The sequence below is a fragment of the Salibaculum halophilum genome (assembly GCF_002094885.1).
Classification (GTDB): Bacteria; Pseudomonadota; Alphaproteobacteria; order Rhodobacterales; family Rhodobacteraceae; genus Salibaculum; species Salibaculum halophilum.
Map to the genome: position 1 here is coordinate 71617 of NZ_MSIT01000006.1, position 13393 is coordinate 85009.

Genomic DNA, 13393 nt, shown 5'->3' on the forward strand with positions numbered 1-13393 from the left:
GGAACTGCCCTTTTCCTTGTTTGCCCGGTACGCGGCAGACTCGGACTTTTTGCGCAAAAATACAACTGTGATCTGCGCGCGGCCGGGGATCAGGCGGAATTGCTCCGCCGCCGTCGCCGCCCGGCAGCAAAAGAGTGTCGGCCCGATCGCGGGGCGATCGAGCCGACGAGGGGAAGGGCAATGGTCTTGACAATATTCGGACAGTTGGGGGCCGCCCGCAGTCCAATCGTCCCACTTCAGTCCCGATCCGTCACCACCCCGCTGCAAAGGGGCGGGCATTTCGGCCAATTCCCGCCAGGATTGTGCTCCGCTGCGCCAAAAGCCGCCGATCATGGCGCCCACCCGGGTTCGAAAATCTCGGGGTATGCGGCCCGGGCAGCCGCCAGATCGACCCGCAGCAGCGCGTCGTAGCTCTCGGGGTCGAAGGGGTCTTCCGCCGGAACAACCTCGCGCCCGAACAGCCAGTTGATCCGGCCGGCATCCAGGTTGCCGCGCACGAAGGGCGCCTCGCCGAAATGTTCGATCAGCGCCCAGAGGAACCCCGCGTCGGCCTTGCGATCGGCCGGGCGGCGATCGGCGTAGCGTTCGCGCCGCTTCAGCGCGGGCGGCGTGCCCTTGGCCGGGCGGCGCAGGGTGAACTGGTAATCTGTGCCGGGCAGCCGGCCGGGAAAGCCCCGATGCTTTTCCATCACGCAACCCCTGTTGTCAGCGAACGCGTGATCGTCCAGCGGCAGGCCGGGCTCCACAGCCGACGTGCAAGGGACTGGCACCGCATCAGAAATACTCCCAGATGCAGCCGTCCTCCGACAGCCGGAAAACCTCGAAGAACTGGGTGATCTCGGGCGCACTTTCGCCAAAGGGGACCTCCTGGGCGGACAGCGAGATCACTACCCTGTCCACCGCGACCCCCTCGGCGGCCAGCGTCGGGCGGGCGTAGCCGTCGCAGAGCGCGGCAAAATCCTCCGCGACGGCCGCGAAGCCCCGCGCCTCCAGTTCGGGCGCGAGGAACCGGAACCGGGCCATCGCCGGGGCCTCCTCCATCCGGCGTTCCATCAGCTCCAGCGGCTGGCCCGAGGGCACAGCAAGGTCCTGCGCGGCGACCGCCGGTGCGGCCGCGAGCATCAGGGCGGACAGGAGAGGGCGGATCATCGAAAGGCGACCGTGCTTCTTTGGGTGGAAAATACCGCGGGGGAGTCGCGCTTGCGCGACGGGGGCAGCGCCCCCTGCCCCTGCGTCAACTCAGAGCGGGATGTTGTCGTGTTTCTTCCAGGGCATCTTGCGCTGCTTGCCCCGTAGCCCCGCAAACGCCCGGCACAACCGCTTGCGGGTCGAATGGGGCTGGATCACCTCGTCGATGAACCCGCGTTCGGCGGCCACGAAGGGATTGGCGAAGCGGTCCTCGTATTCCGCAGTGCGCGCCGCGATCTTCTCGGCGTCGTCCAGTTCCGAGCGATAAAGGATCTCGGTCGCGCCCTTGGCGCCCATCACCGCCACCTCGGAGGTGGGCCAGGCATAGGTGATATCGCCGCGCAGGTGCTTGGAACTCATCACGACATAGGCCCCGCCATAGGCCTTGCGGGTGATGACGGTCACCTTGGGCACCGTCGCCTCGCCATAGGCAAACAGAAGCTTTGCGCCGTGCTTGATGACGCCGCGGTATTCCTGCCCCGTCCCGGGCAGGAAGCCGGGCACGTCCACCAGCGTCAGCAGCGGGATCTCGAAGGCATCGCAGAACCGCACGAAGCGCGCGGCCTTGCGGGAACTGTCGATATCCAGGCAGCCGGCCAGCACCATGGGCTGGTTGGCCACGACGCCCACGGTCTGGCCCTCCAGCCGGATGAAGCCGGTGACGATGTTCTTGGCGAACTCCGACTGGACCTCGTAGAAATCGCCCTCGTCGCCGATCTTGTGGATCAACTCCTTCATGTCATAGGGCATGTTGGGGTTTTCCGGCACCAGCGTGTCTAGGCTGTCCTCGATGCGGCCCACGTCGTCGAAAAAGGGCCGCCGGGGCGGTTTTTCCTGGTTGTTCAAGGGAAGGAAATCGACGAGGCGGCGCACCTCGGCCAGCGCCTCGACATCGTTCTCGAAGGCCGCGTCGGCGACGCTGGACTTCTTGGTATGGGTGCCCGCGCCGCCCAGTTCCTCGGCCGTGACATGCTCGTTGGTCACGGTTTTCACCACGTCGGGGCCGGTGACGAACATGTAGGAGCTGTCCTTCACCATGAAGATGAAATCGGTCATGGCCGGGGAATAGACCGCGCCGCCGGCACAGGGCCCCATGATGACGCTGATCTGCGGGATCACGCCCGAGGCCTCGATGTTGCGCTGAAAAACCTCGCCGTAGCCGGCCAGGCTGTCGACGCCTTCCTGGATGCGGGCGCCGCCCGAGTCGTTGATGCCGATGACCGGCGCGCCGTTCTGCATGGCCATGTCCATGATCTTGCAGATCTTCTGGGCATGGGTCGCGCTGACCGATCCGCCCAGCACGGTGAAGTCCTGCGAAAAGACATAGACCTGCCGGCCGTTGATCGTGCCCCAGCCGGTCACAACGCCGTCGCCGTAGGGGCGGTTGTCCTGCATGCCGAAATCGATGCAGCGGTGGGCAACGAACATGTCGTATTCCTCGAAGCTGCCCTCGTCGAGCAGCAGCTCGATGCGTTCGCGCGCGGTCAGCTTGCCCTTGGCGTGCTGGGCGTCGACCCGTTTGGCGCCGCCGCCCATGCGGGCCGCGTCGCGGCGGTCTTCCAGTTGCTGGAGAATATCGGTCATGCGTCTTGCCCCTCGCCTTGGTTGCGCCGCTTCTATCCGGGTGCAGGGCAAAATCCGAGTCCCGATTGGCAAATTTGCAAATGTCATGATTTGCCAGTTCGGCATTCGGCAAATCCGCAAAATCCCCGCTGACGCTACCCCTGTGCACTGATTGCCGCCAAACTGTGCATGGACAGGCCCCCCGACGCCCGCTAGCTCGCCCTCATGACAACGAAACCCCTCGTCCGGTTCCTCGACCGTCGGACCGCGCCGCATCTCGTCACGCTGATCCTGCTGGCCGGGATTGCCGCGCTGAACATGTCGATTTTCCTGCCGTCGCTGAACGGCATGACGGTCTATTTCGGCACGGATTACGCGGTGATGCAGCTGGCCGTCTCGGGCTACCTCGCGGCCACCGCGGTGCTGCAGATCTTCGTCGGCCCGCTGGCCGACCGGTTCGGGCGCCGCCCCATGGTGCTGGGCGCGCTGGCGATCTTCGTGCTGGCCACGCTGGGGGCCGTGATGGCCCCCACGGTCGAGGTTTTCCTGGCCTTCCGCCTGCTTCAGGCGGCGGTGGTGACGACCATGGTGCTATCGCGCGCCATCGTGCGCGACATGGTGCCCGACGACCAGGCCGCCTCGATGATCGGCTATGTCACCATGGGCATGGCGCTGGTGCCGATGATCGGCCCGGCCATTGGCGGGGCGCTGGACCAGGCCTTTGGCTGGCATGCCTCCTTCGCCTTTCTCGCGCTGGCTGGGCTGGGCGTTCTGGCGCTGGCCTATCATGACCTGGGCGAGACCGTGGCCGGCTCCGGCATGGATTTCCGCGCCCAGATGCGCACCTACCCCGAGCTTCTGACCTCGCCGCGGTTCTGGGGCTATGTCGCCTGCGCCGCCTTCGGATCGGGGGCCTTTTTCGCGCTGCTGGGCGGGGCCTCCTTCGTGGCCGGCGCGGTCTTTGGCCTGTCACCTTTCTGGACCGGGATCGCGCTGGGCTCGCCGGCCATCGGCTACGCGCTGGGCAACGGGCTGTCGGGGCGCTATTCCGTCCGCCTCGGGATCGACCGGATGATCCTGATCGGCACCGGCGTGGCCAGCGCGGGCATGGGGCTGTCGATGGTCCTGACGCTGGCGGGGCTGTCGCATCCGCTGCTGTTCTTCGGCTTCTGCACCACGCTGGGGCTGGGCAACGGGTTGATGCTGCCCAATGCCACCGCCGGGTCGCTGTCGGTGCGCCCGCACCTGGCGGGCACGGCCAGCGGACTGGGCGGGGCGATCATGATCGGCGGCGGGGCGTTGCTCTCGGCGGCGGCGGGCACATTGCTGACCAAGGAAACCGGCGCCCTGCCCCTGCAGGCGATCATGTTCGTCACCTCCCTGCTGGCCATGGCCGCGATCGGGCTGGTCATGCGGCGCACGGCGCGGCTGGGGCGCTGATCGTTGCGCGTGTCATTTGCAAAGGCTAGGCTTGCGCCAAGCTAATCTGCAAAGGCACACCCATGTCCACCCAGAAACTCTATGCCGGGGCCAAGCTGCGCGAGCTGCGCGGACGCATCAGCCTGACGCAAAAGGCCTTTGCCGAAAAGCTGGGCGTCTCGCTACCCTATCTCAACCAGATGGAGAACAACAACCGCCCGGTCTCGACCACGGTGGTGCTGGCGCTGGCGCAGGAGTTCGGCTTCGACGTGACCGAGTTGCAATCGGGCGACGAGGCGCGGCTGGTCTCGGACATGCGCGAGGCGCTGGCCGACCCTGTCTTCACCGGCCCCGCGCCGCCGCCCTCGGACCTGCGGCTCGCCGCCTCGAACGCGCCGGCACTGGCGCGCGCTTTTCTCGACCTGCACACCGCCTATCGCCAGACGCACGAGCGCCTGGCCAGCCTCGACGAGGCGCTGGGCCGCGAGGACAGCCGCCTGCAGCCGAGCCCCTGGGAAGAGGTCCGCGATTTTTTCCATTACTGCGACAACTACATCGACGCCGTCGACCGCGCCGCCGAAGGGTTTGCCGGCCGCGCCGGGCCGGACATCGCCGCCGCGGCCGAGGCGGCGCTGGCGCGCCACGGCGTCACGATCACCCGCAGCCGCGCGCCGGAGCTGCGCCGCTATGATGAGGAAACCCGCACCCTGACGCTGGCGCGCACCGCCGCGCCGGCGACGCAGGTGTTCCAAATGCTGCTGCAACTGGCCCTGCTCGACCGGGACAAGCTGCTGGAGGCGACGCTGGACTTCGCCCGCTTCCAGAGCGAACAGGCCCGCTCCATCGCCAAGATCGGGCTGGCCAACTACTTTGCTGGGGCCGCGCTGATGCCCTACCGCGCGTTCCTTGAGGCCGCGCAGGAGACGCGCCACGACCTGGAACGCCTTGCCGACGTCTTCGGCGCCTCGCTGGAACAGGTGGCGCACCGACTTTCCACCCTGCAACGCCCCGGCGCCAAGGGCATCCCCTTCTTCTTCGTGCGCGTGGACCAGGCGGGCACGATCACCAAGCGCCATTCGGCCACGACACTGCAATTCGCCCGCTTCGGCGGGGCTTGCCCGCTGTGGAACGTGCACCGCGCCTTCGAGACGCCGGGCCGCTGGCTGCGGCAACTGGCCGAGACCCCGGACGGGGTGCGCTATTTCTGCCTGGCGCGCGACGTGTCCAAGCCCGGCGGCGCCTGGGGCATCCCGACCCGGCGCTATGCCATCGGGCTGGGCTGCGAGGTCAAGCACGCGGGCGCGCTGACCTATGCTGACGACATGCCCACAGGTCACGCCGAGGCGTTTGAACCCATCGGCATTTCCTGCCGCATCTGCGAGCGGCGCAACTGCCCGCAACGCTCGGTCCCGCCGCTGGAACGGCCGCTGCGCGTCGATCCGAACCATCGCGGGATGCTGCCCTATCAGGTCGATTGACGCAGGCGCGGCTTTCGGGACAGATGGACCCGGCAGAACGCAGGAGGAGCGCGCCATGGAACTGAGCGGCACACAGGTCATCGCGGCCGACCGCGACACGGTCTGGACCCATCTCAACGATGCCGAGACGCTCAAGGCCTGCATCCCCGGCTGCGAGGACCTCACCGGCACCCCCGAAGACGGGTTCCAGGCCACGGTCAAGCAGAAGGTCGGCCCGGTCAAGGCGACCTTCCAGGGCCATGTCACGCTGGAAAACGTCGCCGCGCCGGACAGCTATACCCTCGTGGGCGAGGGCAAGGGCGGTGTCGCGGGCTTTGCCAAGGGATCGGCCGACGTGTCATTGGCGGAGGTGGAGGCGGGCACCGAACTGTCCTACGTCGTCGAGGCCAAGGTCGGCGGCAAGCTGGCACAACTGGGCAACCGCGTGGTGGGCGGCTTCGCGCGCAAGATGGCGGATTCGTTCTTCGAGAACTTCAAGGCGCAGGTCGAAGGCCCCCGAGGGGACGACCCGGGCGACGCGGCCTGAGCGCGCCGCCCGGCCCGGTCAGGCCTTCTGCAATTCGGTCCAGATCTCGTCCTTCAGGGCCAGGCGCTGCTTGCGCAATTCGGCCATGTGCAGATCGTCGGTGGGTTCCACGTCCGTTTCCGCACGATGCACCGCGCGGTTGACCTCGTGGTAGTCGTCGAAGAGCTTGGCGAAATGCGCGTCCTCGACCTTGAGCCGATGGATCGTCTCGACGTGGTCGGGGAATTCCTCGGCCAGCTCGTGCGGGGTATGCGACATGTGATTTCCTTTTCCGTTCGCGACATTACGCGTCGAGCCTAGGGGCCGTCGGTCAGGGCCACATTGACAGGGATCAAAGGGCCGCGCCTATCGCTGCGCCGTCTGCCAGTCGGGATGCACCCAGGGCCGGTCGTTGGCCGGCGGCAGGCGGCGACCGAGGACATGATCGGCGATTTTCTCGCCCACCATGATCGAGGGCGCGTTGAGGTTGCCGTTGGGGATGCGCGGAAAGATCGAACTGTCGGCCACGCGCAGGCCTTCGACCCCGATCACCCGGCCCTGCGGATCGACCACGGCCTCCGCGTCGTCGGCCCGGCCCATGCGGCAGGTGCCGCAGGGATGATAGGCGCTTTCGGCATGCTCGCGGATCGCCGCGTCGAGGGCGGCATCCGTCCGGGCCTGCGGCCCCGGCACCAGTTCTTCGCCCCGCCAGGGGTCGAACGCCGCTTGCCCCAGGATTTCGCGGGTCAGCCGGATGCAGGTGCGGAACTCGGCCCAGTCGTCGGGATGGGACATGTAGTTGAACCGGATGCGCGGGTCCGCCTGCGGATCGCTTGAACGCAGCGTGACCGCCCCGCGCGATTTCGACCGCATCGGCCCGACATGCGCCTGGAACCCCTCTTGCGCGCCCTTGCCGTCGTAGCGCACGGCCAGCGGCAGGAAATGGAACTGGATGTCCGGGTAGGCCACGCCCGCCCGGCTTCGGATGAACCCGCAGCTTTCGAACTGGTTGCTGGCCCCGGGGCCGCGACGGCCGAACAGCCATTGCGCCCCGACCCAGGCCTTGCCGGCAAGGTTCCAGTACTTGTATAGGCTCGCCCGGCCCCGGGCCGACATCTGCACGTAAAGCTCAAGATGATCCTGCAGGTTGCGGCCCACGCCGGGGCGGTCGGCCACGACCGCGACGCCGTGCTCGGCCAGATGCGCCGCCGGGCCGATGCCGGACAGCATCAGCAGCTTGGGCGAATTGATCGCCGAGGCGGCGACGATGACCTCGGCCCGGGCCGAGATCACCCGCCCGTCGGTCAGTTTCACGCCCGTCGCACGGCCCTCTTTGATGACAAGTTTCGCCGCCAGCCCCGACACCACGTCACAGCGCCCGGTGGCTCGCGCCGGCCGCAGGTAGGCCGAGGCGGCGGACCAACGCCGGCCCTGCCAGATCGTCGCCTCGAAGGGGCCGAAGCCCTCCTGCTTTTCGCCGTTGTAATCGTCGGTGCGCGCGTAACCCGCCTGCGCGCCCGCCTCGATGAAGGCCTGCACCAGCGGGTTCTTTCCAGCCCCGCGGGTGACATGCAGCGGTCCGCCCTGCCCGCGCCAGGCCGCGTCGCCGCCGCGCCCGCCGTCGTGCCAGTCCTCCATGCGCCGGAAATAGGGCAGGACGTCGGCATACCCCCAGCCCTCGGCGCCGCTGTCGGCCCAGTGGTCAAAATCATGGGCATGGCCGCGCACGTAGACCATGCCGTTTATGGACGATGACCCGCCGATCACCTTGCCGCGCGGACAGGCCAGCCGCCGCCCGCCCAGGTGCGGCTCAGGCTCGGTCCGGTAGCCCCAGTCGTAGCGGCGCATGTTCATCGGAAACGACAGCGCGCCCGGCATGTTGATGAGCGGCCCCGCGTCCGAGCCGCCGTATTCGATCACCAGCACGGATTTGCCGGCCTCGGCCAGCCGATAGGCCATGGCGCAGCCCGCCGAGCCGGCCCCGACGATGACGTAGTCAGCCTGCATTCGGTTTTCCTTAGAACGGGGCCTCGACATCGCCCATGCGGACGTAGACGGACTTCTTCTGGCTGTAGTGCTCGATCGCGTCGCGGGCGTTCTCGCGGCCCAGGCCGGACATCTTGGTGCCGCCGAAGGGGGCCTCGACCGGCGCGTCGTTGTAGCTGTTGATGTAGCAGGTCCCGGCCTCGAACCCGGCGACCATGCGGTGCGCGCGGGCCAGGTCGCGGGTGAACACCCCGGCGGACAGGCCGAACTCGGTGTCATTGGCGCGCGCCAGCACCTCGTCCTCGGTGTCGAAGTCCAGAAGCGACAGCACGGGGCCGAAGATTTCCTCGCGCGCGATGGTCATGTCGTCGGTGACCTCGGCAAAGACGGTGGGTTCCAGGTAATATCCCGCACGGCCCACCCGCTTGCCACCGGCCACGAGGCGGGCGCCTTCCGCGATCCCCTTGGCGATGTAGCCCTCGACGATCTCGAGTTGCCCGGCGCTGACAAGGGGGCCGTAGTTGACCGCCTCGTTCAGCGGGTCGCCCATCTTCACGCCGTCCAACCGTTCGGTCAGACGTTTCAGAAACGCGTCCTTTATACCCTTTTGCACGAAGACCCGCGTGCCGTTGGAACAGATCTGGCCCGAGGAATAGAAATTGGCGAGGATCGCGCCGCTGACGGCATTTTCCAGGTCGGCGTCGTCGAAGATTACCAGCGGCGACTTGCCGCCCAGCTCCATGGTGACGTGCTTAATGCCCGCCGCGGCCATGGCGTAGACCTTGCGCCCCGTGGGCACCGACCCGGTCAGCGAGACCTTGTCGACCCGGTCATCGTTGACCAGCAGGGACCCGGCCCCTGCCCGGCCCTGCACCACGTTGAAAACGCCCGGCGGCAGGCCCGCCTCGTGCAGGATCGCGGCCACCTGCAGCGCCGAAAGCGGGGTTGTTTCCGACGGCTTGAAGATCATCGCATTGCCGCAGGCCAGCGCCGGCGCGGCCTTCCAGCAGGCGATCTGCGTGGGATAGTTCCAGGCCCCCAGCCCGACACAGACACCCAGCGGTTCACGCCGGGTATAGGCGAAATCCGCGCCCAGCGGGATGTGATCGCCGGTCAGGCTGGCGGCGAGGCCGCCTAAGTATTCCAACGCGTCGGCCCCGCTGGTGGCATCGGCAACGAGCGTTTCCTGCAGCGGCTTGCCGGTGTCGCGGGTCTCCAGTTCCGACAGCTCGCGGTTGCGGTCGCGCATGATGTCGGCGGCCCGGCGCAGCACCCGGCCGCGCTCGGTACCGCTCAGGGCGGCCCATTCGGGCTGGGCGCGTTTCGCGGCGGCCAGCGCCTGCTCGACCACCGCGTCGGTGGCCGCGTGCAGCGTCGCGATGCGGTCGCCATTGGCCGGGTAGATCACCGGGATCTCGGCGCCGGTGCCATCCTCGACATGCGCCCCATCGATGAAATGGCTGCCCTCGGGTTGCGGGTCGATCATGAGACTTTCCTTTCGTGGCGCGTTGATTCCGCGCCGGCCGGTGCCGCGCGGGGCTCAGACGGTCGCGGCTGGGGGCACGTCCGTGGCGATCTGGCCCAGGGCCAGCGCGGTTGCCTCGGCGGCGAGGTCGGCATCGTCGGACAACCCCGCGCGCAGGTAGAGACCGTCGATCAGCGCCGCCAGACGGTCGGCCGCCGCCGGGGCGGCCGCACCGACCAGCGGGCGCAGATCGTGCAAGAGGTTCGATCGCAGCCGCCGCTGATACACGGTCAGAAGTCGCGCAGCGCTTTCATTTTTCTGCGCAAGAACGTAAAAATTCAGCCAAGCGGCGATGATTTCCTTGTGAAAATTCGATGTCGCGAAGCTGGCGCGCACGATCGCCTCGAGACGTTCGCGCGGCGGGCCGGCCATGGCCAGCGCGCCGCGCACCTCGGCCCCGTAGACCGTCAGCGTGTGTCGCATGGCGGCGAGAAAGATGTCCTCCTTGCCGCCGAAATAGTGATGCGCCAACGCACTGGACATGCCCGCCCGCCGCGCGATGCGCGACACGGTCACGTCAAGGCTGCCGCTGGCCCCGATCTCGGCGATGGTGGCTTTTACCAGCGCCTCCCTGCGTATAGGCTCTGCGCCAAGCTTTGGCATCCTGTCCTCGTCACGACTTGCATTGCAAAAGCTAGTCTGTTCTTTATTGACTCGTCAATCAAGAAAACGCCAACCAAAACCAGGGAGACTTCCATGAAATCCTCGCTTTCCGTTCTCGCCATCTGCGCGGCCACGGCAGCCACCAGCGCACAGGCCGACTGCGAAACCGTCACGTTCTCGGACGTGGGCTGGACGGACATCACCGCCACCACCGCCGCGACGACCGCTGTGCTCGAGGCGCTGGGCTACGACACCGAAACCAAGGTGCTGTCCGTGCCCGTCACCTACACCTCGCTGGCCGAGGGCGACGTGGACGTGTTCCTGGGCAACTGGATGCCCACGATGGAGGGCGACATCGCCCCCTACCGCGAGGCGGGCACGGTCGACACGATCCGCGCCAACCTGGAAGGCGCGAAATACACTCTGGCCACCAATGCCGCCGGGGCCGAGCTGGGCATCACCAGTTTCGACGCCATCGCCGACAACGCCGCGGCGCTGGACGGCGAGATCTACGGCATCGAGCCGGGCAACGACGGCAACCGCCTGATCATGGACATGATCGCCGACAACGCCTTCGGGCTGGGCGCGGCCGATTTCGAGGTTGTCGAAAGCTCCGAAGCGGGGATGCTGGCGCAGGTCGGCCGCGCCAGCGCGCGTGACGAGCCAGTCGTGTTCCTGGGCTGGGAGCCGCACCCGATGAACGCCAATTACGACATGACCTACCTGGAAGGCGGCGACGACTGGTTCGGCCCCAACCTCGGGGGCGCGACAGTCTATACCAACACCACCGCCGGCTACGCAGAGGCCTGCCCGAACCTCGGGACCTTCCTGAGCAACCTGGAATTCACGCTGGCCATGGAGAACGAGATCATGGGCGCGATCCTCAATGACGGGGCCGACGCGACCGAGGCCGCAATGACCTGGATGTCGGACAACCCCGATGTCGTGATGGGCTGGCTCGACGGCGTGACGACCCGCGAGGGCGGCGAAGCCGCCGAGGCCGTCTCGGCCGCGCTGGGCATGTGATCGGCACCGGGCCGTCCCGTCCGGGGGCGGCCCGTTTTCGATAGGCGGACAGATGTCCTTTCTCGACACCATTCTCGATGCGGTGGCCGCCATCGCCAATGCCTTCTGGTGGTGCATCGTTGCCCTTTGGGATTTCGTCTGGTGGCTGATCCCTGCGTTGTGGTGGTTTCTGACATGGCTGCCGCAACGGCTGCTCGGCGTCACCGACGAAAAACTGCCCGTAGGCGAGACGGCCAGCCGCGGGTTCGATTACGTGCGCGACGGCGCCCAGGGGTTTCTGGACGCTTTTTCCGACAGCGTCGAAATGCTGATCGAAGTCCTGCTGGCGCTGCTGTCGCGCCCGCCTGGAACGAACTGGATCACCGGGCGCGGGTTCGAGCCTTATGTCGCGGTCTGGAACGAGGCGACCCATCCCTTCGTGATCGTCGCGGTTATTGTCGTGCTGGTCTATGCCCTGCACCGGCGTCTGACGACGGCCGCCTTCGTAACGCTGGGGTTCCTGTTCATCCTTGACCAGGGCTATTGGGAGGAGACGGCCGAAAGCCTCAGCCTCGTGCTGTCGGCCTGTGTCGTCTGCATGGCCGTGGGCGTGCCGATCGGGATCGCCGCCGCGCACCGTCCACGACTTTATGCCTGGATACGTCCGGTGCTGGACCTGATGCAGACCCTGCCGCCCTTCGTCTACCTGATCCCGGCCATCGTCTTTTTCGGCATCGGCATGGTGCCGGGCCTTGTGGCCACGGTGATTTTCGTGGTGCCCGCCCCGATCCGGCTGACGCAACTGGGCATCGCCTCGACCCCGCTGGCGCTGTTGGAGGCCGCGGATGCCTTCGGCGCGACGCCGCGCCAAAAGCTGTGGAAGATTGAACTGCCCTCGGCCCTGCCGCAGATCATGACCGGGCTGAACCAGACCATCATGCTGTCGCTGTCCATGGTCGTGATCGCCGCCCTTGTCGGCGCCGACGGGCTGGGCGTACCGGTGGTGCGCGCGCTGAACACGGTGGACACCGCCAAGGGCTTCGAAAGCGGGCTGGTGATCGTGATCGTCGCCATCATACTCGACAGGATCCTGAGGGTGGACCGCAAATGAGTGCCGTGGAATTCGACCGGGTCTCGATCGTCTTCGGCGACAAGCCTGAACGCGCCCTGCCCCTGATGGACGCCGGCCAGGAGCGTGGCGAGATCCAGACGGCGACGGGCCAGGTGCTGGGCGTGCACGACTGTTCCATCGCGGTGCAAGAGGGCGAGATCCTGGTCCTGATGGGCCTGTCCGGGTCGGGCAAGTCCACGCTGCTGCGCGCGGTCAACGGGCTGAACCCTGTGGTGCGCGGCGAGGTGCGGGTCGCCGAAGGCGGCGAGACGGTCAGCGTGACCCATGCCGACACCGCCACGCTGCGCCGCCTGCGCCGCAAGAAGATCGCCATGGTCTTCCAGCAATTCGGCCTGCTGCCCTGGCGCAGCGTGCGCGACAACGTCGGCCTCGGCCTGGAACTGGACGGCATGGGCAAGGCCGAGCGTCACGCCAAGGTCGCCGAACAGCTCGCGCTGGTGGGCCTCGATGACCGGGCCGATGCGCTGGTCGCCGAGTTGTCGGGCGGGATGCAACAGCGCGTGGGCCTCGCCCGCGCCTTTGCCACGGACGCGCCGATCCTGCTGATGGACGAGCCGTTCTCGGCGCTGGACCCGCTGATCCGGACGCGGCTGCAGGATGAGTTGCTGGACCTGCAGAAACGGCTGGGCAAGACCATCATCTTTGTCAGCCACGACCTGGACGAGGCGTTCAAGATCGGCAATCGCATCGCCATCATGGAGGGCGGGCGCATCGTGCAATGCGGCACCCCGCGCGAGATCTTCTCCAGCCCGGCCAATGCCTACGTGGCCGACTTCGTGGCCAACATGAACCCGCTGGGCGTGCTGCGCGCCCGCGACGTCATGATCGAGGGCGCCGAGGGGCCGGAGGTGGACGCCGAACTGCCGCTCACCGACCTGATCGCGCGGTTGCAGGAGGCCCCAAGCCTGACCGTGGCCGAGGCCGGCAGGCCCATCGGCAAGGTCACGCAGGCCTCGGTGCTGGCGCGTATCGGCTGACGCGGGCGAAGA

Annotated in this window: 13 protein-coding genes; 6 read left to right on the forward strand and 7 right to left on the reverse strand. The window is 67.4% G+C overall.

The features are described from left to right. Positions 1 to 329 precede the first annotated feature (329 nt). The 3 genes from BU124_RS04895 to BU124_RS04905 form a co-directional block, all read right to left on the reverse strand. Entirely contained in the window at positions 330 to 689 is a 360-nt protein-coding gene (locus BU124_RS04895; protein WP_179141864.1) for a hypothetical protein, read from the reverse strand. An 85-nt stretch (positions 690 to 774) separates the two neighbouring features. Continuing rightward, positions 775 to 1149: a DUF6497 family protein gene (locus BU124_RS04900; protein ID WP_084861338.1), complete on the reverse strand. Its 375-nt coding sequence runs from the start codon at positions 1147 to 1149 to the stop codon at positions 775 to 777. A gap of 90 nt (positions 1150 to 1239) precedes the next feature. After that, the gene (locus tag BU124_RS04905; RefSeq protein WP_084861339.1) at positions 1240 to 2772 is read right to left on the reverse strand and encodes an acyl-CoA carboxylase subunit beta; all 1533 of its coding nucleotides are present in this window, start codon (positions 2770 to 2772) and stop codon (positions 1240 to 1242) included. Positions 2773 to 2976: 204 nt separating this feature from the next. Here BU124_RS04905 and BU124_RS04910 point away from each other — a divergent pair, with 204 nt between their 5' ends. The 3 genes from BU124_RS04910 to BU124_RS04920 all read left to right on the forward strand — a co-directional run bounded on the left by BU124_RS04910 (position 2977) and on the right by BU124_RS04920 (position 6174). After that, positions 2977 to 4191 carry a multidrug effflux MFS transporter gene (locus BU124_RS04910; RefSeq protein WP_084861340.1) on the forward strand — a complete coding sequence of 405 codons (1215 nt, stop codon included), beginning with the start codon at positions 2977 to 2979 and terminating at the stop codon, positions 4189 to 4191. Positions 4192 to 4253: 62 nt separating this feature from the next. After that, a complete protein-coding gene (locus tag BU124_RS04915; protein ID WP_084861341.1) occupies positions 4254 to 5648 on the forward strand; it encodes a helix-turn-helix domain-containing protein in 1395 nt (464 codons plus the stop codon). Positions 5649 to 5703: 55 nt separating this feature from the next. After that, positions 5704 to 6174, forward strand: coding sequence for an SRPBCC family protein (locus tag BU124_RS04920; protein WP_084861342.1), 471 nt, complete (start codon positions 5704 to 5706; stop codon positions 6172 to 6174). A gap of 18 nt (positions 6175 to 6192) precedes the next feature. Here the strand turns inward: BU124_RS04920 and BU124_RS04925 are convergent, their stop codons facing one another. From BU124_RS04925 to betI, 4 genes are all read right to left on the reverse strand, one after another. Continuing rightward, positions 6193 to 6432: an HP1242/YdcH family protein gene (locus BU124_RS04925; protein WP_084861343.1), complete on the reverse strand. Its 240-nt coding sequence runs from the start codon at positions 6430 to 6432 to the stop codon at positions 6193 to 6195. A gap of 87 nt (positions 6433 to 6519) precedes the next feature. Beyond that, positions 6520 to 8160, reverse strand: a complete 1641-nt coding sequence (gene betA, locus BU124_RS04930; RefSeq protein WP_084861344.1) for a choline dehydrogenase — start codon at positions 8158 to 8160, stop codon at positions 6520 to 6522. A 10-nt stretch (positions 8161 to 8170) separates the two neighbouring features. Continuing rightward, positions 8171 to 9625, reverse strand: a complete 1455-nt coding sequence (betB, locus tag BU124_RS04935) for a betaine-aldehyde dehydrogenase (protein ID WP_084861345.1) — start codon at positions 9623 to 9625, stop codon at positions 8171 to 8173. A gap of 54 nt (positions 9626 to 9679) precedes the next feature. Continuing rightward, positions 9680 to 10267 carry a choline-binding transcriptional repressor BetI gene (gene betI, locus BU124_RS04940; protein ID WP_084861346.1) on the reverse strand — a complete coding sequence of 196 codons (588 nt, stop codon included), beginning with the start codon at positions 10265 to 10267 and terminating at the stop codon, positions 9680 to 9682. Between the two features lie 93 nt (positions 10268 to 10360). Between betI and choX the strand changes: the two genes are divergently transcribed. Genes choX through choV form a run of 3 tightly spaced genes read left to right on the forward strand, consistent with a single transcriptional unit; the run spans position 10361 to position 13381 of the window. Beyond that, the gene (gene choX, locus BU124_RS04945; RefSeq protein ID WP_084861347.1) at positions 10361 to 11293 is read left to right on the forward strand and encodes a choline ABC transporter substrate-binding protein; all 933 of its coding nucleotides are present in this window, start codon (positions 10361 to 10363) and stop codon (positions 11291 to 11293) included. 52 nt (positions 11294 to 11345) lie between these two features. Continuing rightward, complete coding sequence (choW, locus tag BU124_RS04950; protein ID WP_084861348.1) at positions 11346 to 12383, forward strand: choline ABC transporter permease subunit; 1038 nt, start codon at positions 11346 to 11348, stop codon at positions 12381 to 12383. Then, a complete protein-coding gene (gene choV, locus BU124_RS04955) occupies positions 12380 to 13381 on the forward strand; it encodes a choline ABC transporter ATP-binding protein (protein ID WP_084861349.1) in 1002 nt (333 codons plus the stop codon). Before choW ends, choV begins: the two co-directional genes overlap by 4 nt. Positions 13382 to 13393: the final 12 nt, after the last annotated feature.

Excerpts from the sequence above, each read along its gene's own strand:
- BU124_RS04895 (WP_179141864.1), bottom strand. The coding sequence starts at position 689 with ATGGAAAAGCATCGGGGCTTTCCCGGCCGGCTGCCCGGCACAGATTAC.
- BU124_RS04900 (WP_084861338.1), bottom strand. The coding sequence starts at position 1,149 with ATGATCCGCCCTCTCCTGTCCGCCCTGATGCTCGCGGCCGCACCGGCG.
- BU124_RS04905 (WP_084861339.1), bottom strand. The coding sequence starts at position 2,772 with ATGACCGATATTCTCCAGCAACTGGAAGACCGCCGCGACGCGGCCCGC.
- BU124_RS04910 (WP_084861340.1), top strand. The coding sequence starts at position 2,977 with ATGACAACGAAACCCCTCGTCCGGTTCCTCGACCGTCGGACCGCGCCG.
- BU124_RS04915 (WP_084861341.1), top strand. The coding sequence starts at position 4,254 with ATGTCCACCCAGAAACTCTATGCCGGGGCCAAGCTGCGCGAGCTGCGC.
- BU124_RS04920 (WP_084861342.1), top strand. The coding sequence starts at position 5,704 with ATGGAACTGAGCGGCACACAGGTCATCGCGGCCGACCGCGACACGGTC.
- BU124_RS04925 (WP_084861343.1), bottom strand. The coding sequence starts at position 6,432 with ATGTCGCATACCCCGCACGAGCTGGCCGAGGAATTCCCCGACCACGTC.
- betA (WP_084861344.1), bottom strand. The coding sequence starts at position 8,160 with ATGCAGGCTGACTACGTCATCGTCGGGGCCGGCTCGGCGGGCTGCGCC.
- betB (WP_084861345.1), bottom strand. The coding sequence starts at position 9,625 with ATGATCGACCCGCAACCCGAGGGCAGCCATTTCATCGATGGGGCGCAT.
- betI (WP_084861346.1), bottom strand. The coding sequence starts at position 10,267 with ATGCCAAAGCTTGGCGCAGAGCCTATACGCAGGGAGGCGCTGGTAAAA.
- choX (WP_084861347.1), top strand. The coding sequence starts at position 10,361 with ATGAAATCCTCGCTTTCCGTTCTCGCCATCTGCGCGGCCACGGCAGCC.
- choW (WP_084861348.1), top strand. The coding sequence starts at position 11,346 with ATGTCCTTTCTCGACACCATTCTCGATGCGGTGGCCGCCATCGCCAAT.
- choV (WP_084861349.1), top strand. The coding sequence starts at position 12,380 with ATGAGTGCCGTGGAATTCGACCGGGTCTCGATCGTCTTCGGCGACAAG.